The sequence below is a fragment of the Nocardia sp. NPDC127606 genome (assembly GCF_042671725.1).
Classification (GTDB): Bacteria; Actinomycetota; Actinomycetes; order Mycobacteriales; family Mycobacteriaceae; genus Nocardia.
This window is the reverse complement of sequence record NZ_JBHXWQ010000001.1, coordinates 110,918-135,013: the sequence shown is the minus strand read 5'-3', so window position 1 is coordinate 135,013 and position 24,096 is coordinate 110,918. Positions and strand designations below refer to the sequence as shown.

The window sequence follows — 24,096 nt, the reverse complement described above, 5'->3', positions numbered from 1 at the left end:
GCCCCGAATTTGCTGAGATGGTCCGGTGCCGACATTCACGCCCACCTCGCCCGCCGCCCTCTCCCGGCTCGTCGCCGACCGGCTCGTCGAGCTGCCGGGGCGGCGGGTGCTCGCGGTCGACGGCGCCGATGCCGCCGCGCCGGTGGAACTCGGCCGCCGGATCGTGCAGACGCTCACCGACCGGGGGCGATCGGCGGTGGTGGTGTCGGTGCACGACTTCGTGCGCCCCGCGTCGCTGCGCATGGAGTACGGACGCGATGACGAATGGTCTTATCGCACAGCATGGTTCGACTACGAGGCGATGCGCCGCGAGATCCTCGACGTGCTCCGCACCGAAGGGCGCTGGTTGCCCGCACTGTGGGACGAGGAGCGGGACAGGTCGGCGCGGGCGGCGATTCGGGCCGCGCAGGCCGATCTGGTGCTGGTGCTCGCGGGGCCGATGCTGCTCGGTCGCGGTCTGGATTTCGATCTCACGATCCGCCTGGAATTGAGTGAGCAGGCGGCGCTGCGGCGCACCCCCGTCGAGCAGCGATGGACGCTGCCCGCTGTGCGCGATCACACTGCCGACAATCCCGAGGAAGCAACGTGGACCGTTCGCTGGGATCACCCCGATCGGGCGGCGCTGCGCCGCTGACATCAGGGGAACCGACGCAGCCCGGAAACGCGAAAGCCCCGTCCGACAGACGAACGGGGCTCGAGCGACGACGATCAGGCGCAGGCGACCGAGGTCTGACCCAGGTTGGTCAGCATGCCGCAGGCCCACGACTTCTGGACCTTCCACTTGCCCGCTTCGGCCACGAACGGCACGTCGACGACGTTGGTCTGACCGTTGACGGTGAAGTTGGCCTTGGCGTTGACGCTGTCACCGAAGGAGGTCACCTCGGTGACCTGGACCTGGACGTTGTTGTCCTGGACGGCCTGGGCCAGGCGGTTCGGCAGCTCGGGATCGGCCTCGATGCCCTGCACGAAGTCCAGCTTCTGGTCGTTGGGGACCGCCGGATCCAGTGCGGTGGTGAGCTGTGCGTTGAGCTGTTCGACCGTCGGCACCGCCGGCAGGTCCGCGGTTGCCGAACCCTGAGCCTTGGCGCTGGTGGTGGTCTTGGGCGCGGGCTTGTCGCCCTTGTCGTCACTGCACGCACTCAGGCCGAGGGCGGCGACCACAGCCAGTCCTGCGATCGCGACTCGTCCGGTCCTACGAAACTTCATCCACTCGTCCTTACGTCGGGTCGGAATCTCGCCCTCTGGGCGACGGCGGAGGACCGGCGCCACACAGCGCAGGCCTCGATGCCACGGCGAGGACGCTACCCAGTGATGTTGAGGAAACTCTGAGACACAGACAACCCGGCTCTGTGAGATGCGCCCGATTGTGATGCACCCCAGCGTCACCCGGCGCGCAGACCCGCCACCGCCTCGACCAGCCGCGCATGGGTCGGCGCGTCCGCTGCCGCGATGAGCCCGTGCGGCTCGGTGTGCAGCGGTTGCCCGGCGAGACCGGTGACCACGCAGCCCGCCGCCTGGCACACCGCGATCGCGCTGCTGAAATGCACGCTGTCGCGGAGATCGCCGCCGGTGATGTAGGCGGCGCGACGCCCGGCCGCCACCCAGACGAGGGCTAACGAGGTCGATAGGACCCGCGGATGGAACTCTCCCGCAAAGCCTTCGGCGTCGAAGAGCCGCGCCGGGGTCGACCAGGGGAACGGGTGGTCGAGGTCGACATCGACGAGGTGGCTTTCCGAGTGCGGGCGCAACGGCTCGTCACGGCCGTCGGTGCGCAGGAACGCCCCCTGCCCCGCCGTCCAGAACACTTCGTCGGCGAACGGGTCGGCGGTCGCCGCCACTGTCACGGCGTCGCCGTCGCGCAGCGCGACATTGACCGCCACGAACGCGGTGTCGACAGCGAAATTCCTGGTGCCACAGAGTGGATCGACAAACCACGTCCGATCGCTGCGGGCAGAGCCGGTGACGCCCGATTCCTCGGCGACGAACCGGTCACCCGGACAGGCGGTCGCGAGGACGTCGAGGATGGCTTTCTCGGCCGCGATATCGGCCTGCGTGGCGAAATCGTCGCCCTGTTTGGCGTAGCGAGTGAGCGGAGCGTGGAACGCCGACCGGATCACCGCTGAAGCGACTTCTGTTGCGTGGATTGCGATTTCACTATCTGAGTGGTGCACCGTCTCCAGGCTACGGACCACATCGCGCCCCGGCAGGCGAACCAGCGGTCCGCGGCGAACACGCACGGGCCACTACTGAGCCAGGTACACGGCGAGCCCGAGTCCGCCGATGCCGACCGTCACCCGCAACACACTCGGCGGGATCACCTTCACCACCGGCGGACCGCACCAGCCACCTGCCAGCGCACCCGCGCCGAGGGCCAGCGCCGCGCCCCAGTGCACCGGCCCGAAGGCCGCGAAGCCGACCGCCGCGACCAGGTTCGCGATGCCGAGCAGGAAGCTCTTGAGAATCGAGGCGCTCCAGATGGATTCGGCGGTGCACAGCATCATCATCGACAGGTAGATCACGCCCGCGCCCGCGCCGAAGTACCCGCCGTACACGGAGGTGAGCAGGATGCCGACCGGCACGATCCAGGGCGCGCTGAGCTCGCCGATATGGCGGCGCACCAGTGGCTGCACCAGCAGCGCGATCGACGCCATGGCCACCAGAAACGGCACGACCACCTCGAACGCGCCGTCCGGGGCGACCAGCAGCGCGAGCGCGCCGAGCAGCCCGCCCACGGCCGCCAACACCGCCCAGCGCACCAACGTGGGCCCTCGGCCGACGAGTTCACGTCCGGAATTCGCGGTCGCCCCGACACCGACGGCGACCATGGCGACCGTGTTGGTGACATTGGCCGCGACAGGCGGCAGACCGGCGGCCAGCAGCGCCGGATAGGAGACGATCGAGGCCATCCCGGTGACGAAACCGATCAAGCCGGTGAAGAATCCCGCGACGACCAGCAAGGAGAAGTCGAGCGCGGTCACGGACCGACTGTACGGTACGCCCAGTTGGCAGCAATTTCTGGGCCAACCGATACCGAGCCCACATCGCCCACCTGCGCCGGGATCACTCCGACGCGCCGAAGGCCGTGCCAGGATGTCGGAGTGCAGATGACGACTTTCGAGCCGGGCGAACCACCCGTTCGACGTAACCGGCTGGACTCCAACACCGTTGCCCGCCTCGACGACGTCACCACCTTCGCCCAACTGCTCGACGCGTTAGAGCTGGTCCGCATGGATCATCCCGATGCCAGGATCCTCTGCACGCTCGACGATCTCGGCCAGTGCGCGTACACGAGCATGCACGCGACGCTCGGACTCGTCGAAGGCGAGGGCGGCGCCGTCCACGACGACCCGGACGACCCCGCCGCCACCCACCACGCCGAGAACGCCACGGTCTCCCGGATCGCCGCGCTGCTGGACAACCCGTCCGCCCGCGTTCCGTGGGACGCGCTGCGCGACACCCGCAACGCGTCCGAGGACGAACTCGCCGCGCTCGTCGCCGCCAACCGTTCCCCCGACCGTGTGGTCGACGACGTCGTGCTGATCCAGCGTGTCCCGGTGGACCGTGACGACCTCGCCATCGCGGGCATTCCCAACGGGTACTTCGCCGATGACTGGAGCACCTACGACAACCACACCGTCATCCGCCGCATGGCCACCCACGGCTACCGCCACATCGCCATCGGCGCCTCCCTGCTCGCCTTCGCCCGCCCCACCGCGCCCACTCCCGAACAGGCAGCCGCCCTGGTCACCGACCTGACCCATCTGTACGGCTCCCCCACCGCCATCGCCTGGCACGAACTGGCCGTCCTGCTCCCCACCCAGCGCCAGCTCGTCCTCGGCTACGCCGAGAACTTCGCCGACGCCCTCACCGCCGATACCGAAGGCGCGGCGGGCCAGCCCTAGACAGCGGGCGCGGTAGCCGGCTGTCTCGCGGTGACGCTCGACCACACGCTCCAGGCCAGCCACACCATGCCCACCCCGGCCGTGATGTGCCCGGCGCGGACCAGCGTCGCCGGGAGCAGGAAGGTCAGGCACAGCACGGACAGACCCGTGGTGTAGAGGATCGTGGCCGCCGCCGGGACGGCTCGGCTTCTCAGCAACGCCGAGCCGAACAGCAGCGTTCCGGTCAGCGCGAGGAACGCGGTCACGAGGAACGCGGATTTCGCCGGGCTGGTGAGCAATTCGTCGACAACCGGCTTGTCCAGGTACACCAGGACGAAGTTCTTGGTGAAGGCGACACCGGCGAAATAGCCGAAGCCGAGGAATTGGACGGCGAAGGCGAGTGCTCCGAAGCGGCCGAGGCGCTGGTGCAGCAGCGTGTACAACGCGACCAGTAAGCCGATGCCGAAGGGGACGGACGCCCCGTTGAGGACCTGGGTCAGTGGTGTCTTGCCGTCGGCGATCAGTTCGGTCGCGCCCGCCGCGGCGATCGCTGCGCCGCAGAGGAATCCTGCGACGCTACCCAGTCGCAGTAGTGCTCGTGTGTCCATGTCGAAATCCCTTCTCGATGTCGAGTTCGACGGTAGGAATCCGGTGGTCACGGCGGTAAGTGCCAGGCGACCCATGACTTTCGGCTACATTCGCCGCGCGGCCCTGGTCGTGTGCGGAACAGGGCCATAGGCTCAGCCGATGCATCGACCGCACGCACTGACCTGGGTGGCGTGCTTCCTCTACGCCTCGGTGCTGATCGCCGGACTCGCTGTCGCCTCGACCGCGCCCGTGGACCCCGTCCGGTTGTGCGCTTTCGCCGGCGCGGTCCTCGTGGCGGGCGCGCTGGAGATCGCCGAATGGCGTGGACCTGCCACCCGGGCCGTCGCCCTCGCGGGGCTGGTCGTCCGCACGGCCGTGTACGCCGTGATCACCGTGCTGGACGGCAGTGGCAATGCGAAGGTTCTGTTCGTACTGCTCCCGCTCACCGCCTATTTCACCGTCGGACACCGGGTCGCCTACACACTCGCCGGTGGCGGTCTACTCCTCGCCGGAGCCGTTGTCATCGGACGGCCTGCGCTGCGCCAGGATCCCGAAGCGCTGTCCGATCTGCTGATGTTCGCGATCGGCATCGTGTTCGCCCTCGCGATCGCGGTGATCGCCGAACGCGAGGAGACCGGGCGGCGCCGCGCCGAAACGCTGCTCACCGAGCTGTCCGACGCGCACGCCAGACTGCGCGAGTACGCGGACCAGGCGGTCACCCTGGCCACCGTCGCCGAGCGAACCCGGGTGGCCCGCGATATCCACGACAGTGTCGGCCACCATCTCGTGGTCATCGCGATCCAGCTCGAGAAATCGGCCGCGTACCGAACGGTGGACACCGACACCGCCGACCGGGCACTGGCCGAAGGACGTCGTTCCGCGCGCCTGGCCCTCGACGAGGTCCGCCGCGCGGTGGGCACGCTGCGCGCCGACGACACCCAGTTCACGCTCGGCTGCTCACTGCGCGCGCTCGCGGCCCGACTCCACGACCCGGGCTTCGCCGTGACCCTCGACCTCACCGGTAGCGAGGACACCGTCGGCGAACCCGTGCGCCTCGCCCTGTATCTCGCCGCGCAGGAGGCGCTCACCAACGCGCGCCGCCATTCCGGCGCCACCGCGGTGGCGGTCCGGGTCGATCTGACGCCGACCACGGGCGTCCTCGACATCGCCGACAACGGAACAGGTTTCGCGCCGGGCACGGCCGAGGGGCAGGGGCTCGGCGGCATGCGTGAACGCCTCGATCTGGTCGGCGGCGAGGTACGAATCACCTCCACCTCCCGGGGAACTCGGCTGCTCGTCACGATCCCGGTGGTTGCGCGATGACCGGACACGATGCCGGGATGCCGGCGCCGAAGGTCCGCGTGCTGATCGCCGACGACGAGCGTCTCGTGCGCGAGGGGATCGCCGCGCTGCTCGCCTTACAGTCCGGCATCGACGTGGTCGGCACGGCCGAAAGTGGCGCCGAGGCAGTCGAATCGACTGCCGCACTGGCACCTGATGTGGTGCTGATGGACGTGCGGATGCCCGGAATGGACGGCGTCGAGGCAGCCGCCCTCTTGCGCGGCCGGGCGACGGTGTTGATGCTCACGACCTTCGACGACGACGGCTACATCGTCGCTGCCCTGCACGCGGGCGCCTCCGGATACCTGCTCAAAGACCTCCCCGCCGCCGAACTCGCCCAGGCGATCCGCCTCGCGTACGCGGGCGTCGATCAGTACTCCGCCGCCGTCACCGCGCGCCTGGCCGCCATGGTCCGATCCCGCACGCCACGCCCCACCGTCGAGCTCACCGGTCGCGAAACCGAGGTCCTGCGCCTGCTCGCCACCGGCGCCGCCAACCGCGAGATCGCGCGGTCCCTCTACCTCAGCGAGGGCACCGTCAAGAACCACATCTCGAGCATCCTGAACCGCCTCGGCGTGCGTGACCGCACCCAAGCCGCCATCTACGCACACGAGCAGGGCATCCTCTGAAACGCCTGCGCTCGGGTTCAGGTCAGGGCGTTCACCATGCGCGCGGCGAGCACCCGGGTTCGGTCGAACGGCGCCGCGCTCACGGCGGGCGTGCCGATCACCGAGCGCAGCACGCCGAGGCCGATCAGCAGGGCGCCGATCAGCTCCGCGCGGAGTTCCGCGTCGGGTCCTTCGAGCCGGTCGGCGAATTCGCGCAGGTAGTCGTCGCAGAGTTGAGCGCGTAACTGATCGCGCACGTCGTCGTGACCGGCCGATCGGAGCATGGCCAGGAGCGGGTGTTCGCCGCCGTAGCGCGACCAGTCCTGGTACACGACATCGTGGAGCAGGGCGTCGGCGATGCTGACGACCGGGCGGTGCGGATCGGCGGCCACTCCGGTGGGGATCTCCAGGTGCATCGCCTCGGCGTAGAGCCCCTTCTTGGAACCGAAGTAGCGCGACACCAGGGCGGGATCGACCCCGACCTCGGCGGCGATCTCGCGCAGTCCCGTGCCGTCGAAACCCTGCGCCGCGAAGCGGATTCGCGCGGCGTCGAGCAGCGCGGCACGGGTGGCCGCACGGTCACGGCGACGGGGTTCGGCTTTCGGTTCCATGAAGTCATGCTAAGTCATCAGATGTTGACTTGGTGCCGCGTTCGTTTCTAGCCTCGACATATCGGCCGATGACACAGTCCAGAGTGATTCGAGGAGAACGGGATTCGATGCGCACGTATGTCATCACCGGCGGCACCGACGGCATGGGCAAAGGGCTCGGCCTACATTTTCTGCGACGCGGCGACCGGGTGATCGCGATCGCCGGCGGCGCGACGAAAGGCGAGGCGTTCCGCCGCGAGGCCGCCGCGATCGGCGCGGGCGAGCGCGCGGTGTTCCTGCGAGCCGATCTGAGCACCCTGAGGGGAATGCGGGACACCCTTGCCCGGGTCACCGCGCTGGCCGATACCGTCGACGGCCTCGTCTTCGGCGCCCAACGCTTCCGACCCCGGCGCGAGGTCACCGAGGACGGCACCGAGTTCACCTTCGCGCTGCACTACCTGAGCCGATTCGTCCTCGGACACGGTCTCGTCGATGCGCTGGAACGCACGGATACCCCGGTCATCATGAACATCTGCGGCCCCGGTGGCTTCCCGGGCCGAATCCACTGGGACGACCTGACCCTGCGCGAGGGCTACACCGGCACGCGCGCCGCCATGCAGGCCTCACGCGCCAACGACCTGCTCGGCGTCGCTTTCCCGCACCGCCATCCGAACACCCGCACCCGCTACGTGCTCTACAACCCGATGATGGTGCGGACCGCGATGGCCGACCCACTGCCCACACCCCACCGGATACTGGCCAAGGCTGCCGGATTCGTTGTCGGCCGATCGGTCGATCAGGCGGTCCCGCCGATCGCCCAGCTCCTCGACGAGCCACCCGCAGATCCGGTGACCGCCTTCCGGCGCCGGACCCGACTCCCCCTCACGCGCAAGGACTTCGACCCGGACAACGCGATCCGTCTGGACACCCTCACCACCGAGCTCGTCCAGCGCTGAGTCGCCGCACGGCAAAGCCTCGGCGGGCGTCGCGATCACGACGCCCGCCGAGGCGAATGCTTCGATGCCCGAACGATATCGGGCCGGCGATCACCAGCCGCGCTCGGCGAGACGGTGCGGCTGCGGGATCTCTTCGACGTTGATGCCGACCATGGCTTCGCCCAGGCCGCGCGAGACCTTGGCCAGCACGTCCGGGTCGTCGTAGAAGGTGGTGGCCTTGACGATGGCGGCGGCGCGCTGTTCGGGGTTGCCGGACTTGAAGATGCCCGAGCCGACGAACACGCCTTCGGCGCCGAGCTGCATCATCATGGCGGCGTCGGCGGGGGTGGCGATGCCACCGGCGGTGAACATGACGACCGGGAGCTTGCCGGTCTGGGCGACCTCACGAACCAGTTCGTACGGGGCCTGCAGTTCCTTGGCGGCCACGAACAGCTCGTCCTCGGACAGCGAGGTCAGGCGACGGATCTCGCCGCGGATGGTACGCATGTGGGTGGTCGCGTTGGACACGTCGCCGGTGCCCGCCTCGCCCTTGGAGCGGATCATGGCCGCGCCCTCGGTGATGCGGCGCAGGGCCTCGCCCAGGTTGGTGGCGCCACAGACGAACGGGACGGTGTAGTTCCACTTGTCGATGTGGTTGGCGTAATCGGCGGGGGTGAGGACTTCGGACTCGTCGATGTAGTCCACGCCCAGGCTCTGCAGGATCTGCGCCTCGACGAAGTGACCGATGCGGGCCTTGGCCATGACCGGGATGGAGACCGCGGCGATGATGCCGTCGATCATGTCCGGGTCGCTCATCCGGGACACGCCGCCCTGGGCGCGGATGTCGGCGGGTACCCGCTCGAGCGCCATCACGGCCACGGCGCCGGCGTCTTCGGCGATCTTGGCCTGCTCGGCGTTGACCACATCCATGATCACGCCACCCTTGAGCATCTCGGCCATGCCGCGCTTCACGCGGGCGGTGCCGACGGTGTTGGTGGTCTCAGGCGTAGTCACGAATGTCTCCTGTGTCATGGGCGCCAATCAAGTCGCTCGGATTCGGTTCACCGTCGATTCTAGAGCTGCCCGAAATCGGCCTTCATAGCCAGTTGAGCACCACTGGCCTTGTCACGACCAGCGGCGATGCGTTCGCCGCCCACCGCTGGCCTTGTCCGATGGCCTGGCATTCACCGTGCCACGGCTCCGACCGCGTCCTCCACGGGCCCGCGCCGTGCCCGGTCGACCAGCACGATCGCCGCCGCGACGGCCGCCGCCCCGGCAGCGCACCACAGCGCCGCGACCGGGGTTTGCGCGCGATCGACGGCCACGCCGGCGACGACCGGACCGAGCACCGCGCCGATATTGAGCGCGGTGGTGGCCAGGGCCCCGGCGAGCCGAGGCGCGGCGGGTGCGGCGGTCCGCACGATGGTCGCGATCAACGCGGATCCGACGCCGAACGCGGCCGCGCCCGTGAGCAACGTCATGGCCGCGAACCCCGCCATCGTGTGCGCGGTGATCGCGGCCAGCGCCCACACGCCGACCAGTCCGGCTGTACCCACGGTGATGATGGAACGGCCGTGGCGGTCGCTGTACCGGCCGGTGAGGGTCACCCCGACGAAGGAGCCGAGGCCGAACAACGCCAGCACCAGCGGGACCCAGACGCTGGTCGCGCCCGCGATCGCGGCGGCGACGGTGCCGAGGTAGGTGAACGCGGCGAACGTCGCGGCATTGACCAGAACTCCGACGATCACGGCCGACCGCACCGCGCGCACCCCGAGCACCGCCCACTCGGACCGCATCGACCGATCCGCAGCGCCGACTCCCGCACCGTCGCGCGGCACCATCGACGACACCGGGACGAGGACCACCGCGCTCACCACCGCGACGGCCCAGAAGGCCGATCGCCAACCCCACAGCTGCCCGAGCAGCGTCCCCGCGGGCACGCCCGCGATGCAGGCCACTGTCACTCCCGACACGATGATCGAGGTCGCCCGACCGACCAGCGCGGGCCCGACCAGCCGCGGCAGAGCCGCCAGCACGATCGCCAGGAATCCGGCGTTGGCGACCGCGGCCACCGCCCGGGTAGCCACCAGCACCGCGAAGTCGGTGGTCAGCGCGCCGACGATATGGGCGGCGCAGAACAGCGCGAGAAATGTTGTCGCCGAACGCCGTAGCGGCCACCGACCCATGGTGGCCGCCATCGTCGGCGCGCCCAGCACCATGCCGACCGCGTACACCGAGGTCAGCAACCCCACTGTGCCGAGCGAGACGCCGAAGTCGGCGGCGGTCCGCGCCAGCAACCCCGACATCATGAATTCCGATGTGCCCTGCGCGAAAACCGCGGCAGCCAGCACGAAAACCCCGATGGGCATGATTGATCAACTCTCCGGATACCGGGACACCGCGCGTCGCGCGCGGTGTCCGAGATGAGGCGGCATCGAGCGAATCATGGCTCGGCCGCGAGGAATCGACGATCATCCGGCGTTGCGAACGACACATCGCATCGGTCCGCGGACCGATGGATGCTGGACCCACAACGCCGCCCGGCCCGCAGGCCGGACGGCTACCTTCTGGACGCCTCCGGAGAATTCACCCGCCCACCTTATGCGAGGTGACCGCAGCGGAGTCAACCTGTTTTCGCGACAGCCGACGGGGCCGTCGAGGCGGAAAGACACACGCGGTGCGCCTCAGCGGATCGAGCGGACCACGTGCTGGGTGTCGTCTTCGGCCGCGGAAACGGCTTCGGTGAGGAGTTCGTCGAGGTGGTACGGGTAGACGGCCTCGCCCGCGTCGTCGAGTGCGCGGATGTCGTCGGCGGAGCACCAGCGGTGGTCGGTGATCGTGCGGCGTTCCAGGGCGGTGAGGTCGGCCGGGCGCCATTCGAAGCCCGGCGAGCGCAGGGTGAAGAACAGTTCTTCGGAGCGGATCAGCTCGCCGTTGAACGGGAACACCGCGACCCGGCGCCACAGCGGGCCGCGCAGCGCGGCGGGATTCACACGCTGCCCGGTTTCCTCGTAGATCTCGCGCACCGCGGCGTCGCGCAGGTTCTCCCCCGGTTCGACGCCGCCGCCGACGGTGAACCAGAAGGCCACCTCGGGGATCATCGGGTCGTGGCCGCGCAGCAGCAGCACGCGGTTCTGCTCGTCGAGCAGCATCACCCGGGCGGAGGTGCGGGTGGTGTGCACCGTGAGGCCGGTGGCGGCGGCGGGTGTCGCGCGTTCGGTGATCTCGAAATAGTGCGGCAGCGGTGCGGTGCCGCCGAGGTGCAGGATGCGCACGGGCCTGCGGGTGCGCAGGGCCAGGGTGTCGCGCACGGCGTCGTTGTGGAAGCGGCGCGCGATCAGCACGCGAGCCTCGGCGTCGGCGAGTTCGGCCACCAATTGCGGTCGCAGGTGGTCGATGTCGACGAGCGACAGCGCGGCGGAGAGCTGGTTCTCGATCGTTTCCCGGTCACCGCGATCGGCGCGTTCGGCCCGATCGGCGAGGGTGGCGAGCTGGGTGGCCCGTTCGGCCCGGCGGGGATCGGTACTCACCGGACCGGCCTCCGACATCGCCACCGCGCGGGCCACCACCGCCCGGCGGGCGAGCGCGGCATCGAGTGCCTGCCAGGACTGATCGGAGCGCACGTGCAGCCGGTCGAGCCGGTTCGCCGTGGAGTAGGCCCACACGCCGAGGGCGAGGACGAGCAGGGCGATCAGCCCGAGAACGAGGACGGTGGTCGCGGAGAAGGTGATCATCCGGCGGCCCTGACGCGGTTGTCGCCGACGGTGACGGTCTCGTACACCCGCAGGATCTGTTCGGCCACGACCGGCCAGTCGTAGCCCGCGACCACCTGGGTCGCGGTGCTGACCAGACGCATCCGCGTCTGGTCGTCGGTGAGGAGCGTATCGATGGCGGTGGCCAGCGCGTCGGAGTCACCGATCGGGGTGAGCATGCCCGCGGTCCCGTCACGCAACACGCGACGGAAGGCGTCGAGTTCGCTCGCGACCACCGGGGTGCCTGCCGCCATCGCCTCGATCAGGATGATCCCGAAACTCTCGCCACCGAGGTTCGGCGCGACGTACACGTCGGCACTGCGCAACGCGGCGGCTTTCTCCTCGTCGGAGACCTGTCCGAGGAACCGCAGGTGCCCCGCGTGCTCCCCGGCTTCACGGCGCAACCGATCCTCGTCACCGCGCCCGACGATGAGGATCTCCACGTCGGGGTGGTGGTCGATGAGCGCGGGCAGCGCGCCGAGCAGCACGTCCATGCCCTTGCGCGGTTCGTCGTAGCGACCGAGGAACAGCACGGTGCGGCCCGCGCGCGGGTACCCGTCGAGTGGCTCACCGCGCGCGAACGCGGACACATCGACACCGTTGGGGATCTCGACCGCGTCGGATCCGAGCGCCTCGACCTGCCAGCGCCTGGCCAGCTCGGACACGGCGATCCGCCCGCTGATCTTCTCGTGATACGGGCGAAGTACACCCTGAAAAGTACTGAGTACCAACGACTTCGTGGTCGAGGTGTGGAAGGTCGCCACGATCGGGCCCTCGGCGATCTTGAGCGCCAGCATCGACAGGCTCGGGGCGTTGGGTTCGTGGATGTGCAACACGTCGAAGTCGTTGCTGTCGATCCAGCGCCGGATCCTGGTGTAGGCCATGGGTCCGAACGACAACCGCGCCACCGACCCGTTGTAGGGAATCGCGACCGCGCGACCCGCCGAGACGACGAAATCGGGCAGCGGTGTGTCGTCGGAGGCGGGGGCGAGCACGCTCACCTTGTGCCCGCGTTCGATGAACACCCGGGCGAGCTCGACGACATGGGCCTGCACGCCGCCCGGGACATCGAACGAATACGGGCAGATCATGCCGATCTTCACGGCTGTCCCCCTGTGTCCTGCGCGGTGATCCGCGACAGTCGTTCGGGCGACAGGTCGCTCTCCCAGAGCGGTTGCAGCATGTGCCAATCGGCCGGATGCTCGGCGATATTGGCGGCGAACCGGTCGGCGAGCGCCTGCGTCGCGGCCGCCACGCCACCGGAAACATCCAGTGCCGGTTCGGCTTTCAGACCCCATCCTTCGGTGCCGTCCTCGTCGACGGTGAACCAGCCGTGCACCGGGACCAGCGCGGCGCCGGTCTCGATGGCCAGCTTCGCGGCGCCGCCGGGCATCCAGGTGCGCTCCCCGAGGAAGTCGACCGGCACACCCTTGCCGGTGAGGTCGCGCTCGCCCATCAGGCACACGATCCGGTTCTGGCGCAGTCGTTCGGCGAGTGCGGCGAACGGCGGCTGCTCGCCACCGGTCAGCGGGAACACCTCGAATCCGAGGCTCTCGCGGTAGGCGACGAACCGCTCGAACAGCGATTCCGGCTTCAGTCGCTCGGCCACGGTGGTGAAGTTGTCGTAGTGCTGCACCAGCCAGACACCGGCCATGTCCCAGTTGCCCGAGTGCGGGAGCACCAGAATGAGACCGCGACCCTGTTCCAGAGCGGCGTCGACATTCTCCAGGCCACCGACGTAGTAGTCGATCTCGGTGTGGTCCATCGACGGCAGCCGGAACGCCTCACGCCAGTAACGGGCATAGGAGCGCATGCTCGCCCGCATCAGGTCGGCGGGCACCTGGTCGGCGGGTACACCGAGGACACGGGCGAGGTTGCGGCGCAACTGTTGTGGTCCGCCGCCCTTCACCGCACGATCGGCGCCGAGATCGAAGACCCTGCGCACCAACCCTTCCGGCGCCGAACGCACGAGACCCCAGCCCGCGGCGTAGCCCCAGTCACTCATCCGATCTTTGAGGCTCACGACGCCGATCCCTCTGCCGCGTCCGGCTGCGACGCCGGGGGAATGACAACCCGCGCGCCCGGCGAATTGCGCACCGCGAGCACCCGCTGGAACACCGTGACGATGCTCAGCACCGCCAGCACCCACATCGCCACGTACACGGCCCAGGTGAGCCAGTCGATCCCCCAGTGCCCGCCGATGCCGGTGAGCCCGGCGCCGACCAGCACGATGACCAGACGATCCGGGCGTTCGATGAGCCCGCCGTCGGCGGACAGGCCACTGGCCTCGGCACGCGCCTTGGCATAGGAGATCACCTGCGAGGCGACCAGCACGATCAAGGTCAGCGCGAACAGGTGCTTGCTGTGCTCGTGATAGACCGCCCACCAGGCGAGTCCGCCGAAGATCGCGCCGTCGGCCACCCGGTCACAGGTGGCGTCGAGGACGGCGCCGTACTTCGTGCCGCCGCCGCGGGCGCGCGCCATCGCACCGTCGAGCATGTCGAACATGACGAACAGCCAGATGACCATCGTTCCCCAAAACAGATGTCCGGAGGGGAACAGGGTCACCGCGGCGGCGATCGTCGCGGTGGTGCCGATCAGGGTCATCGCGTCCGGGGTGAGCCCCGTCCCGACGAGCGCTTTGCCCAGCGGCGCAGTCGCTTTCGCAAACGTCTGGCGGCCGAAGAAGCTGAGCACGGTCTCTATTCCTCCCACGCCTCCGCCAGCAGCTGCCGCGTGTCGCGCAACAACTGAGGCATCACCTTCACCCCGCCGACCACGGTGATGAAGTTCGCATCCCCGCCCCAGCGCGGCACGATGTGCTGGTGCAGGTGGTCGGCGAGCGAACCACCGGCCACACCACCGAGATTGAGACCCACGTTGAATCCGGCAGGCCGCGAGACCTGCTTCATCACGCGAATGGCCCGCTGCGTGAAGGCCATCAGTTCCGCGCTCTCGGCGGTCGTGAGGTCCTCCAGGTCGGCTACCCGGCGGTAAGGCACCACCATCATGTGCCCTGGGTTGTACGGGTACAAGTTGAGCACGGCGTAGACATTCTCGCCGCGGGCGATGATCAGGCCGTCCTCGTCCGACATCTTGGGGATATCGGTGAACGGATGCCCGGTCGCGTCCTTGGGCTTGACCTCGCCGGTGATGTAGGACATCCGGTAGGGCGTCCACAACCGTTGCAGGCGGTCGGGCTGGCCCGCCCCGGCGTCGACGATCGAGCCGGCGTCAGGGGCGAGGTTCTCGCTCATGAACCGACCGCCGCGGAGACGACCTCGAACCCCTCCGCGGTGGGTGAGGCGTTCACGCGGTGGGCGACCCAGGTGGTGATGGTGGCGACCGCGTCGGCGACGGGCACACCGTTGACCTGGGTGCCGTCGCGGAACCGGAAGCTCACCGCGTTCGCTTCCACGTCGCGCGCGCCCGCCAGCAGCATGAACGGCACCTTCTGCGCGGTCTGGTTGAAGATCTTCTTCTGCATCCGGTCGTCGCTGCGGTCCACCTGGGCCCGCACGCCGGCGTCGCGCAGCCGCTCGATCACCGAATCCAGGTGCGGGGCGAAGTTCTCCGCCACCGGGATGCCGACGACCTGCACCGGCGAGAGCCAGGCGGGGAACGCACCGGCGTAGTGCTCGGTGAGGACGCCGAAGAAGCGTTCGATCGAGCCGAACAGGGCGCGGTGGATCATCACCGGACGCTGCTTGGTGCCGTCGGAGGCGGTGTACTCGAGGTCGAAACGATCGGGCAGGTTGAAGTCGAGCTGCACGGTCGACATCTGCCAGGTGCGGCCCAGCGCGTCCTTGACCTGCACGGAGATCTTCGGGCCGTAGAACGCGGCGCCGCCGGGGTCGGGCACCAGGTCGAGGCCGGAAGCCTCGGCGACCTTCTCGAGGGTTTCGGTGGCCTCGGCCCAGAGTTCGTCCGAGCCCACGTACTTCTTCGGGTCCTTGGTGGACAGCTCGAGGTAGAAGTCGTCGAGGCCGTAGTCCTTCAGCAGGCCGAGCACGAACTGCAGGGTGCTGGTGAGCTCGGCGTGCATCTGCTCTTTGGTGCAGTAGATGTGCGCGTCGTCCTGGGTCATGCCGCGCACGCGGGTCAGGCCGTGGATCACGCCGGACTTCTCGTAGCGGTACACCGAGCCGAACTCGAACATCCGCAGCGGCAGCTCACGGTAGGAACGGCCGCGCGCGCCGAAGATCAGGTTGTGCATCGGGCAGTTCATCGGCTTGACGTAGTAGTCCTGGCCGGGCTTGCGGACGGTGCCGTCCTCGTTGAGCTCGGCATCCAGGTGCATGGCCGGGAACATGCCGTCCTTGTACCAGTCGAGATGGCCCGAGATCTCGTACAGATGCCCCTTGGTGAGGTGCGGGGTGTTGACGAACTCGTAGCCCGCGTCGACGTGGCGCTGACGCGAGTACTCCTCCATCTCCTTGCGGATGATGCCGCCCTTGGGGTGGAACACCGGCAGACCCGAACCGAGCGCGTCGGGGAAGGAGAACAGGTCCAGTTCGAGGCCGAGCTTGCGGTGATCACGGCGCTCGGCCTCGGCCAGCAGCTCCAGGTGGGCGTCCATCGCCTCGGTGGATTCCCACGCGGTGCCGTACACGCGCTGCAGGTCCTCGCGGTCCTGGTCGCCGCGCCAGTAGGCGGCCGAGGAGCGGGTGAGCTTGAACGCGGGGATGAACTTGGTGGTGGGGATGTGCGGGCCGCGGCACAGATCGCCCCACAGTTTTTCGCCGGTGCGGGGGTCGAGGTTGTCGTAGATGGTCAGCTCGTTGCCGCCGACCTCCATGATCTCGGGATCGTCGATGCCGGACTTGTCGCTGATCAGCTCGAGCTTGAACGGCTCGTTCGCCAATTCGACGCGGGCGTCGTCGATCTCCACGACGCGACGCGAAAAGCGTTGCGCGCCTTTGATGATCTTCTTCATCCGCGATTCCAGCTTGGCCAGATCCTCGGGGGTGAAGGGCTTGTCGACCTGGAAGTCGTAGTAGAAGCCGTCCTTGATCGGCGGGCCGATCCCGAGTTTCGCGTCGGGGAACTCCTGCTGCACCGCCTGGGCCAGCACGTGCGCGGCCGAGTGCCGGATCACGCTGCGCCCGTCCTCGCTGTTCGCGGGGACCGGCTCGACGTCGGCGTCCTCCTCCGGAATCCAGGACAGGTCCTTGAGCGCGCCGTCGACATCGCGCACGACGACGACCGTGTCCGGTCCCTTCGTGGGCAAGCCCGCTTCCCGCACCGCTGCGCCCGCGGTAGTCCCGGCCGGCACCCGAACGAGAGCGACGGGACTGATGGGTGCAGAGGTGGTCACGGGAATGTTCTCCTTGACGTCGGTGCCGGGTCATCCGGCAGGTCGCGCAGCGTCGGTCACGCAGGGGATCCTGCGCCGCCCATGCTATCGGGACCGCCGGGCGGGCGTGTCGATGGACCTAGGACCGGGCGCGCGCGGCAGCCGCCAGGTGTTCGGCTCGATCGGCGGGCGAACGCTTCGGGCAGCTCGTGCACATCTGCCGACCGGGCGCCTCGTAGACCAGGCAGCACGAGGCGCGGCGCACGAAGGTGCGGCCCGCCACGGTGACGAACCGGGGTGCGGGCAGGCGTGAGCCGACATCGGCCGCCAGCCGGGTCGCCGCGTCCGGGGAGCCCGCGTCCAGCGCCCGGTTGCCGATGGCGTCGGCGACGATCGCCCACAGCGCCGGGATCCCGGCGCCGGACACGGCCGCGACCTGGGCGATCACCGCGGTCAAGGTGTCACGCAAGGCGGTCGCGACCTCGTCGGCCGCGGCCGCGCCGGTCTCGCCGCCCACGTCCGAGCGCACGGAACGTCCGGTGCCGTCGACCGGCACCCGGCGGAATTCCGCGTGTTCGACACCGCCGTCGGGCCGGACCACGCAATCGAATTCGCCGAGGGCGGCGACCGGGGCGGGCGTGCCCGCCGCATAGGCGACGGCGATCTGCTCGACCAGCGTCGAGGCGACCATGCACCACCACAGGGTGCCCGCGACCCGGGGAACATCGGTGCCCCAGGTGTGGCTCATCGCGTCGATCCGCGCCGCGATCCAGGCGGGGTCGGTGAGGACGTGGCCGGGAACGGTGCTCACGACATCAGGGGACTGCGTAACCATGGCCAATCGACTCCGATCCACCCTGCGACCATCGAAAATGTACCGAGCAGCCACAACGTCACCAGGACGAGGGCGAAGGTGCCCACCGCGCCGAGCACCTTGATGAACCAACCGCGCGAGGTGTACCAGTCCATGACGATCCGGTACTTTCCGCGCACCCAGGTCAAGGTGTGGTGGGCCCAGACGAACTCGGTGGCCAGGATGCCGAATCCCGCGAACACCAGCGCCCAGCCGGGTCCGGGGTACGGGATCGTGATGATCCCGACGAGCAGGACCAGCCCACCGACCACGCCGACGACGATGCGGTAGCCGAGGTCGAGGGTAGGGCGCTGGGCGACGTGTGCCCGGAAGGCGCGCCCGCGTTCCTTCAACCCGTCCCACCGCCCCGGCTCGGCCGTGGACTCCTCGTCCGCGGAGTCGGGGCCGTCGGTGACGCGCTCGGCGGCGGTCGGATCGCTGGTCATGATTTCCAGCCTACGAGTCCGACCGCCGGCCGGTCGCGGTGTCGTCAACCGGTGACGGCGAGTGCGGCGTGATCGTCGATCGCGCTGACCCCGTCGACAGTCACCTCGAGCACCCGCGAGGTCGCGATGTCGAAGAACAGCCCCGACACCGCCAATCCGCGCTCGGTCACCGCTCGGCGCACCGCGGGATTGCGTCCCAGTGTCTCGAGCTGCACGGCGACATTGACCATGCTCAGCTGGTCCACCTCGTCGTACCCGGCCGCCCTGGCCGCGGCGGCCACGGGATGCCCGGCGAGGAACCGCTCCAATGTCGGCTCGGCGTGCCGCAACCAGGAGCTCAGGCCGCCTTCGGTGGCGGCGGCGGAGTGCACCGCCTTCATCGCACCGCACGAGGAGTGCCCGCACACCACCACCGAGCGCACCGCGAGGCTGTCCAACGCGAAACTCAGTGCCGCTTCGACGGAATCGTCACCGCTGACCGGGACCAGATTGCCCACATTGCGCACGGTGAACAGGTCGCCGGGACCGCTGTTGGTGATCACGTTGGGCACGATCCGCGAATCCGAGCAGGTCAGGAAGAACGAGTCCGGGTCCTGGCTGTCGTGCAGCCCGTCCAGATGCGGTCGCACGACGTGCGCGTGGCCGCGATGGTAGGCCGCGACACCCGCGGTCACCGCGTCGCCGCCGGACTTCTGGTGCCGCCAGGGACGCAGCATGTCGTCGATGGCGGCGCGACCGAATCCGCGGATCGGCGGCGCGGCCGGGGTGTCGGCCATCCGCGCACTGCCGATTTCGACGAAATCGACACGGCCACCACCGCTTTCCTGCTGACGCTGCCACTCCTCGATCGCCTCGAACGCGGCGTGATCGAGGAAGTCGACGGTCATCTCGACGGTCACATCGACGCCCGCGGGCACCTTCGCCAGCTCGCCCGACAGTTTCGGCAGGGCGAGGAAGGTGCAGGAGCCGTCGATGTGGACCTGCCAGCGCCCGTCGGGCAGCGGGGTCGCCGCCACCTGCACGCGCACGACCCGCCACAGCAGCAGGCCGAACGCCAGGGCGAGGCCGATGACCACGCCTTCGAGCAGGTTGGTGAACACCACGCCGAGCACGGTCACCACGTAGACCAGCAGGTCGCCGGTGCGCCGGGCCAATCGGATGTGGGCCAGTTTCACCAGCTGCATGCCGATGACGATGAGCAGACCCGCCAGCGCGGCCTTGGGGATCTGTTCCACCAGGCCGACCAGCGCCACCGAGAACAGCAGAATCCAGAGTCCGTGCAGGACGGTCGAAGCCCTCGTGCGCGCGCCCGCCTGCACATTGGTGGCGCTGCGCACGATCACACCGGTGATCGGCAGGCCACCGACCAGGCCCGAGACGACATTCGCCGTGCCCTGGCCGATGAGTTCCCGATCGAAACCGGTGCGCGGACCGGTGTGCATCTTGTCGACCGCGACGGCCGAGAGCAGGCTCTCCACGCTGGCGATCAACGCGATGGTCAGCACCATCATGGCGACGGCGGACCAGTTGCCCGAGGGCAGTTCCGGCAGGCCGAGCGCGTCGAAGACCGACCCGCTCAGGGCGATGCGCTCGACCTCGGGCAGGCCGAGCGAGAGCACGGTGCCCACCAGCACCGCGACCAGCGGACCCGGCACCGCGCGCAGCTTCGGCGGGACGTACTTCCAGCCGAGCATCACCGCGATCACCACGGCGCCGACGAGCGCGTCACTACCGTGCAGCGAGAGCAGCTGTCCGGGGAGTTCGATCAGATTGCGCAGCGCGGTGCTGTGCGAGGAGCCGCCGAGCAGCACGTGGATCTGCTGCAGGGCGATGGTGATGCCGATGCCGGCCAGCATGGCGTGGACCACCACGGGGGCGACGGCGAGCGCGGCCCGCGCGATCCGGCTGAGCCCGAACAGGATCTGCAGCACGCCCGCGGCGACGACGATGAAACAGGTGACGCGCCAACCGAATTGCACGATGGACTCGGCGACGACCACGGTCAGACCGGCGGCGGGGCCGCTGACCTGCAGGACCGAGCCGCCGAGCAGACCGGCGACCACACCACCGATCACGGCGGCGACGAGACCGGCGGCGATCGGCGCGCCGGAGGCGACCGCGATGCCGAGCGAAAGCGGTAGTGCCACCAGGAAAACCACGAGGGAGGCGGGTAGATCGTGACGCAACAGCGTCTGTTGCCACGCGGGACGGGACGACTCGTTCGGCGAGCCCTCCGCGGTCGGCGGGGCAAGGTCGTTCTCGACAGACATGACTCTCCTTCGCCGGCTCTCGGCGCTGGGCCGAGGCCGATCATCACGAGGACGGTGAAGCAAAGGGACTGGAGCATTGAAAGATGCCGGTGCAACGGCGAACCGGGTGCGGATGGATCCAACCTATTAGTAAAGAATTGGCAAAGCCAGTGTGCCGTACAAACAGTGGGTCTCGCCATAACGGCAGGCAGTGTGTGGTGTGACCCACAACCACCCCTCTTTACACCGGTTCGGCGGCGGCGCGACGGGCCTCGTCGAAGTCGGCGATCCCGTCGGCGGTGATCTCGATGACCCGCGCGGTCGCCAGGTCGAAGAACAGTCCCGACACCGCGACCCCGCGCTCCTGGATGCCACTGCGCACCGCCGGATAGTCGATCAGGGTCTGCACCTGCCGGGCCACGTTCACCATGCCGAGTTGGTCGACCGGACCGAAGCCCGCCAGCCTGGCGGCCTCGGCGACGGGGTGACCGGCGTGGAACGCCGCCAGCGTGGGCTGGGCATGGGCCAGCCAGTCGTCGAGTCCCGGCCCGGCTTGCACCTGCCGGTACAGCGCTTCCATCGCCCCGCAGCCGCTGTGCCCGCACACCACCACCGAGCGCACGTCGAGCTTGTCGAGCGCGTAGATCAGTGCCGCTTCCACCGAGACGTCGGAGCCGCCGACCGGCACCAGATTGCCCACATTGCGCACCGTGAACAGATCACCGGGACCACTGTTGGTGATCACGTTGGGCACGATGCGGGCGTCGGCGCAGGCCAGGAAGAAGGTGTCGGCATCGGGCCGGTGCCGCAACCCGTCCAGGTGCGGGCGCATCAGGTGCGCGTGCTGGCGATGGTAGGCCGCGATGCCCGCCGCGATCGGGTCGACGCCGCCGCTGCGCCGCCACGGCCGGATCGCCTCGTCGACCGCTTTGCGCGCGTGGCCGTGCTCGGGGGGTCCGTCGTGGGTGCGGGCCATCCTCGCGGCCCCGAGTTCGACGAAGTCGACTGTGCCGCCGCTTGATTCACGGGCATCGGCCCATTCCGAGAGCAACTCGCACGCCGCGTGGTCGAGGAAGTCCACGCTCAGTTCGACGGTCACCGCCACACCCGCCGGCACCTTCGCCAGCTCGGTCGTGAGCCGGGGCGCGGCCAGGAAGGTGCAGGTGCCCGCGATGCGTACCAGCCAGGTCCCGTCGGCGCGCGGCGCCGCGGCGACGGTGAACTTCACGACCCGCCACAGCAGCAGCGCGAACGAGGCGAGGAGTCCGATCACCATGCCCTGCAACAGGTTCAGCGCGACCACGGCGATCACGGTGACCAGGTAGACGTAGATGTCGCCGGTGCGGCGGGCACGTTTGATGTGCGCCAGCTTCACCAGCTGCACCCCGATCAGCACCAGCAGCCCGGCCAGCGCCGCCGTCGGAATCTGGCGGACCAGGCCCACCAGCGCGATCGCGAACACCAGGATCCAGCCACCGTGCAGCACGGTGGCCGCCCTGCTGCGGGCGCCCGCGTTGGCGTTGGTGATGCTGCGCACGATGACCGCCGCGACCGGCAGGCCGCCCAGCACGCCCGAGACCATGTTCGCCGCGCCCTGACCGAGCAGTTCGCGGTCGAAGTCGGTGCGCTGGTCGGGGCGCAATTTGTCGACCGCGACAGCCGAGAGCAGCGTCTCCACACTGGCGATGAGAGCGACGGTGAGCATGGTGAGCGCGAGCGGCAGCCACCCGCCGTGCGGCAGCGCGGGCAACCCGATGCCGTCGAGCAGCGAGCCGTCGAGGCGTACCCGTTCCACCGTCACCGGCAGCACCAGCGAGACCACCGTCGCCGCCACCACCGCGACCAGCGGACCGGGCACCACCCGTACCCGGCGCGGCAGATACTGCCATCCGATCAGCACGGCGATCACGAGCAGCCCGACGAACAGATCGCCCTTCTGCACCGACATCACCTGATGCGGGAGCGCGACGATGCTGGCCCACGGCGAGCTGACCGTCGCTCCGCCGAGCAGGACATGGACCTGCTGCAGCGCGATCACCACGCCGATGCCGGCGAGCATCGCGTGCACCACGACCGGCGCGATTCCCAGCGCGGCGCGCGCGATCCGACTGAGCCCGAACAGAATCTGTAGGACACCCGCACCGACAGTGATGAAACACATAGCGGCCCAACCGAATTGCTGGACCGCTCCCGCCACGACGACGGCCAGACTCGCGGTCGGCCCACTGACCTGAACCTTCGAGCCGCCGAGTAATCCGGCGACCACCCCGCCGACGGCCGCGGCGATGAGCCCGGCGACGACCGGCGCGCCGGAAGCCAGCGCGACGCCGAGCGACAGCGGCAGAGCGACGAGGAAGACCACGAGTGACGCTGGAAGATCTTGCTGGAGAACCGATTTCAGTGAAGCGCACGACAGCGGGCGCGCCGTCGCGGTGGTAGTGGTGCCCGGATCATTGTCGGTCATCATTCTCCTTCGCCGGGGCGGGTGAGCTCCCGGTTCATCGGTCGAACATGCACTGGCAATTGATGCTGAGCTGCGAGCGAACGGCGGATCTGCAGCACTGCTCGAAGAGATCGGACCCCAGACACAGAGTCGGGTTAATGGTAAAGAACTTCCCAAGCATTAGAAAACGTTCTGGGAAGAATGGGACGGAATCGCCGTCGTTCTGTGACCTCAGTCACAGAGCAGGTTCTCGGCCAGTTGCCGCTGCGTCGCCTGGTCGAGACCGGCACGGGTCGCCCATGCGGTGGGGCCACCGTGCTCGGTGTCCAGGTGAGTCAGGAACTGGCGCATGGTGATCGCGTCGGCGGCGAACACCCAGGCGGGGAGCCGATCGACCGCGTCGTCCGGTCGGGCGGGCCGACCGTCGCGAGTCCGCAGCGCGGCGATGTTCGGGGTGGTCGCGGCATAGTCGGCGATGATGTCGTCCGCGCATACCCCGGCGACCGCGAGCAGCAGGGCGATCACCACGCCGGTGCGATCCTTGCCCGCGGCGCAGTGGATCAGCGCGGGCAGTTGGCCCGGCGCGGCGAGCAGGCGCAGCACGGCGGCGATGTTCTCGCTGCTGTGCTCGAGGTATTCGCAGTACCGATCGAACATGCTCCCGTCGGGCGAGACCTCGGTGAGATCGAGCCGCACCCGGTCCGCACCGTAGACGTGCAGGTTCCGGTAGTCGGCGACGGCGTCGACCACCGCACCCGTTCCGTCCGTGACGATCTCGTCCGGCGCGCGCAGGTCGACGATCGTGCGAAGTCCGCACTCGGTGAGCAGAAACGACACGTCCCCGGCATCCAGCCGGGTGAGCAGATCCGACCGAAACACCCGCAAGCGACGCACCTGCCGCCCGTCCACTGTGCGCAACCCACCCAGATCGCGCGCGTTCACCGCACCGCGCAGCGGCAATTCCCGGCCCATCGCAGAACTCACACCGTTGGTCATCACAATCCCCGTTCTCAATTTTCGCAGCACCTGCTGCCAAACGTTGATCAACGGTATTCGGTGCCGAGCACCCGCAATTCCGAAATCCGCACTCCCCGAACGGGCTTCCTACTGTTTA

General features: G+C 69.0%; 23 protein-coding genes. 5 read left to right on the top strand and 18 right to left on the bottom strand.

Annotation, left to right across the window (positions count from 1 at the left end; translation table 11 throughout):
• The first annotated feature begins 25 nt into the window (after nucleotides 1-25).
• A complete protein-coding gene (locus ACFVJ5_RS00650; protein WP_379217723.1) occupies nucleotides 26-634 on the top strand; it encodes a hypothetical protein in 609 nt (202 codons plus the stop codon).
• A 74-nt stretch (nucleotides 635-708) separates the two neighbouring features.
• On the opposite strand, the gene ACFVJ5_RS00645 is transcribed toward ACFVJ5_RS00650, so the two are convergent.
• From ACFVJ5_RS00645 to ACFVJ5_RS00635, 3 genes are all read right to left on the bottom strand, one after another.
• The gene (locus tag ACFVJ5_RS00645) at nucleotides 709-1,206 is read right to left on the bottom strand and encodes a hypothetical protein (protein ID WP_378988951.1); all 498 of its coding nucleotides are present in this window, start codon (nucleotides 1,204-1,206) and stop codon (nucleotides 709-711) included.
• A gap of 176 nt (nucleotides 1,207-1,382) precedes the next feature.
• Nucleotides 1,383-2,171, bottom strand: a complete 789-nt coding sequence (locus tag ACFVJ5_RS00640) for an inositol monophosphatase family protein (RefSeq protein WP_379217721.1) — start codon at nucleotides 2,169-2,171, stop codon at nucleotides 1,383-1,385.
• Nucleotides 2,172-2,243: 72 nt separating this feature from the next.
• The gene (locus tag ACFVJ5_RS00635; protein WP_379217720.1) at nucleotides 2,244-2,978 is read right to left on the bottom strand and encodes a sulfite exporter TauE/SafE family protein; all 735 of its coding nucleotides are present in this window, start codon (nucleotides 2,976-2,978) and stop codon (nucleotides 2,244-2,246) included.
• Between the two features lie 126 nt (nucleotides 2,979-3,104).
• Here ACFVJ5_RS00635 and ACFVJ5_RS00630 point away from each other — a divergent pair, with 126 nt between their 5' ends.
• On the top strand, nucleotides 3,105-3,902 hold the full coding sequence (locus tag ACFVJ5_RS00630; RefSeq protein ID WP_379217718.1) for a hypothetical protein: 798 nt from the start codon (nucleotides 3,105-3,107) through the stop codon (nucleotides 3,900-3,902).
• On the opposite strand, the gene ACFVJ5_RS00625 is transcribed toward ACFVJ5_RS00630, so the two are convergent.
• Nucleotides 3,899-4,489, bottom strand: coding sequence for a hypothetical protein (locus tag ACFVJ5_RS00625; RefSeq protein WP_379217716.1), 591 nt, complete (start codon nucleotides 4,487-4,489; stop codon nucleotides 3,899-3,901). The genes ACFVJ5_RS00630 and ACFVJ5_RS00625 overlap by 4 nt on opposite strands.
• 139 nt (nucleotides 4,490-4,628) lie before the next feature.
• On the opposite strand from ACFVJ5_RS00625, the gene ACFVJ5_RS00620 reads away from it, so the two are divergent.
• Nucleotides 4,629-5,792, top strand: coding sequence for a sensor histidine kinase (locus ACFVJ5_RS00620; protein WP_379217714.1), 1,164 nt, complete (start codon nucleotides 4,629-4,631; stop codon nucleotides 5,790-5,792).
• Nucleotides 5,789-6,439: a response regulator gene (locus ACFVJ5_RS00615; protein ID WP_379217712.1), complete on the top strand. Its 651-nt coding sequence runs from the start codon at nucleotides 5,789-5,791 to the stop codon at nucleotides 6,437-6,439. The genes ACFVJ5_RS00620 and ACFVJ5_RS00615 overlap by 4 nt, the downstream gene beginning before the upstream one ends.
• A gap of 17 nt (nucleotides 6,440-6,456) precedes the next feature.
• Here the strand turns inward: ACFVJ5_RS00615 and ACFVJ5_RS00610 are convergent, their stop codons facing one another.
• Complete coding sequence (locus ACFVJ5_RS00610; protein ID WP_379217710.1) at nucleotides 6,457-7,029, bottom strand: TetR family transcriptional regulator; 573 nt, start codon at nucleotides 7,027-7,029, stop codon at nucleotides 6,457-6,459.
• A gap of 107 nt (nucleotides 7,030-7,136) precedes the next feature.
• Between ACFVJ5_RS00610 and ACFVJ5_RS00605 the strand changes: the two genes are divergently transcribed.
• Nucleotides 7,137-7,964 (top strand): SDR family NAD(P)-dependent oxidoreductase, encoded by an 828-nt coding sequence (locus tag ACFVJ5_RS00605; RefSeq protein WP_379217708.1) that lies wholly within the window; start codon nucleotides 7,137-7,139, stop codon nucleotides 7,962-7,964.
• Nucleotides 7,965-8,054: 90 nt separating this feature from the next.
• Here ACFVJ5_RS00605 and pdxS read toward each other — a convergent pair whose 3' ends face one another.
• The 13 genes from pdxS to ACFVJ5_RS00540 all read right to left on the bottom strand — a co-directional run bounded on the left by pdxS (nucleotide 8,055) and on the right by ACFVJ5_RS00540 (nucleotide 23,978).
• Nucleotides 8,055-8,975: a pyridoxal 5'-phosphate synthase lyase subunit PdxS gene (gene pdxS / locus ACFVJ5_RS00600; RefSeq protein WP_056810852.1), complete on the bottom strand. Its 921-nt coding sequence runs from the start codon at nucleotides 8,973-8,975 to the stop codon at nucleotides 8,055-8,057.
• Nucleotides 8,976-9,127: 152 nt separating this feature from the next.
• Nucleotides 9,128-10,312, bottom strand: coding sequence for a Cmx/CmrA family chloramphenicol efflux MFS transporter (locus ACFVJ5_RS00595; protein ID WP_379217706.1), 1,185 nt, complete (start codon nucleotides 10,310-10,312; stop codon nucleotides 9,128-9,130).
• 315 nt (nucleotides 10,313-10,627) lie between these two features.
• The gene (locus ACFVJ5_RS00590) at nucleotides 10,628-11,674 is read right to left on the bottom strand and encodes an NUDIX domain-containing protein (RefSeq protein WP_379219737.1); all 1,047 of its coding nucleotides are present in this window, start codon (nucleotides 11,672-11,674) and stop codon (nucleotides 10,628-10,630) included.
• Entirely contained in the window at nucleotides 11,674-12,798 is a 1,125-nt protein-coding gene (locus ACFVJ5_RS00585; RefSeq protein WP_379217704.1) for a glycosyltransferase family 4 protein, read from the bottom strand. The genes ACFVJ5_RS00590 and ACFVJ5_RS00585 overlap by 1 nt, the downstream gene beginning before the upstream one ends.
• A complete protein-coding gene (locus tag ACFVJ5_RS00580) occupies nucleotides 12,795-13,718 on the bottom strand; it encodes a phosphatidylinositol mannoside acyltransferase (RefSeq protein ID WP_379217702.1) in 924 nt (307 codons plus the stop codon). The genes ACFVJ5_RS00585 and ACFVJ5_RS00580 overlap by 4 nt, the downstream gene beginning before the upstream one ends.
• Complete coding sequence (pgsA, locus tag ACFVJ5_RS00575) at nucleotides 13,715-14,392, bottom strand: phosphatidylinositol phosphate synthase (RefSeq protein ID WP_379219736.1); 678 nt, start codon at nucleotides 14,390-14,392, stop codon at nucleotides 13,715-13,717. Before pgsA ends, ACFVJ5_RS00580 begins: the two co-directional genes overlap by 4 nt.
• Nucleotides 14,393-14,397: 5 nt before the next feature.
• Nucleotides 14,398-14,952 (bottom strand): HIT family protein, encoded by a 555-nt coding sequence (locus tag ACFVJ5_RS00570; RefSeq protein ID WP_379217700.1) that lies wholly within the window; start codon nucleotides 14,950-14,952, stop codon nucleotides 14,398-14,400.
• The gene (gene thrS / locus ACFVJ5_RS00565) at nucleotides 14,949-17,012 is read right to left on the bottom strand and encodes a threonine--tRNA ligase (RefSeq protein WP_379217698.1); all 2,064 of its coding nucleotides are present in this window, start codon (nucleotides 17,010-17,012) and stop codon (nucleotides 14,949-14,951) included. Before thrS ends, ACFVJ5_RS00570 begins: the two co-directional genes overlap by 4 nt.
• A gap of 118 nt (nucleotides 17,013-17,130) precedes the next feature.
• Complete coding sequence (locus ACFVJ5_RS00560) at nucleotides 17,131-17,802, bottom strand: (2Fe-2S)-binding protein (RefSeq protein WP_379217696.1); 672 nt, start codon at nucleotides 17,800-17,802, stop codon at nucleotides 17,131-17,133.
• A complete protein-coding gene (locus ACFVJ5_RS00555; protein WP_379217694.1) occupies nucleotides 17,799-18,290 on the bottom strand; it encodes a TIGR02611 family protein in 492 nt (163 codons plus the stop codon). The genes ACFVJ5_RS00560 and ACFVJ5_RS00555 overlap by 4 nt, the downstream gene beginning before the upstream one ends.
• Nucleotides 18,291-18,334: 44 nt before the next feature.
• Entirely contained in the window at nucleotides 18,335-20,560 is a 2,226-nt protein-coding gene (locus tag ACFVJ5_RS00550) for a SulP family inorganic anion transporter (RefSeq protein WP_379217693.1), read from the bottom strand.
• A 220-nt stretch (nucleotides 20,561-20,780) separates the two neighbouring features.
• Nucleotides 20,781-23,006, bottom strand: a complete 2,226-nt coding sequence (locus tag ACFVJ5_RS00545) for a SulP family inorganic anion transporter (protein ID WP_379217691.1) — start codon at nucleotides 23,004-23,006, stop codon at nucleotides 20,781-20,783.
• 207 nt (nucleotides 23,007-23,213) lie between these two features.
• Nucleotides 23,214-23,978 carry a tyrosine-protein phosphatase gene (locus tag ACFVJ5_RS00540; RefSeq protein WP_379217689.1) on the bottom strand — a complete coding sequence of 255 codons (765 nt, stop codon included), beginning with the start codon at nucleotides 23,976-23,978 and terminating at the stop codon, nucleotides 23,214-23,216.
• Nucleotides 23,979-24,096: the final 118 nt, after the last annotated feature.

Coding starts and splice junctions, on each gene's coding strand:
- ACFVJ5_RS00645 (WP_378988951.1), bottom strand. CDS start 1,206: ATGAAGTTTCGTAGGACCGGACGAGTCGCGATCGCAGGACTGGCTGTG.
- ACFVJ5_RS00630 (WP_379217718.1), top strand. CDS start 3,105: ATGACGACTTTCGAGCCGGGCGAACCACCCGTTCGACGTAACCGGCTG.
- ACFVJ5_RS00625 (WP_379217716.1), bottom strand. CDS start 4,489: ATGGACACACGAGCACTACTGCGACTGGGTAGCGTCGCAGGATTCCTC.
- ACFVJ5_RS00620 (WP_379217714.1), top strand. CDS start 4,629: ATGCATCGACCGCACGCACTGACCTGGGTGGCGTGCTTCCTCTACGCC.
- ACFVJ5_RS00615 (WP_379217712.1), top strand. CDS start 5,789: ATGACCGGACACGATGCCGGGATGCCGGCGCCGAAGGTCCGCGTGCTG.
- ACFVJ5_RS00610 (WP_379217710.1), bottom strand. CDS start 7,029: ATGGAACCGAAAGCCGAACCCCGTCGCCGTGACCGTGCGGCCACCCGT.
- ACFVJ5_RS00605 (WP_379217708.1), top strand. CDS start 7,137: ATGCGCACGTATGTCATCACCGGCGGCACCGACGGCATGGGCAAAGGG.
- pdxS (WP_056810852.1), bottom strand. CDS start 8,975: ATGACACAGGAGACATTCGTGACTACGCCTGAGACCACCAACACCGTC.
- ACFVJ5_RS00595 (WP_379217706.1), bottom strand. CDS start 10,312: ATGCCCATCGGGGTTTTCGTGCTGGCTGCCGCGGTTTTCGCGCAGGGC.
- ACFVJ5_RS00570 (WP_379217700.1), bottom strand. CDS start 14,952: ATGAGCGAGAACCTCGCCCCTGACGCCGGCTCGATCGTCGACGCCGGG.
- ACFVJ5_RS00555 (WP_379217694.1), bottom strand. CDS start 18,290: ATGACCAGCGATCCGACCGCCGCCGAGCGCGTCACCGACGGCCCCGAC.
- ACFVJ5_RS00550 (WP_379217693.1), bottom strand. CDS start 20,560: ATGTCTGTCGAGAACGACCTTGCCCCGCCGACCGCGGAGGGCTCGCCG.
- ACFVJ5_RS00545 (WP_379217691.1), bottom strand. CDS start 23,006: ATGATGACCGACAATGATCCGGGCACCACTACCACCGCGACGGCGCGC.
- ACFVJ5_RS00540 (WP_379217689.1), bottom strand. CDS start 23,978: ATGACCAACGGTGTGAGTTCTGCGATGGGCCGGGAATTGCCGCTGCGC.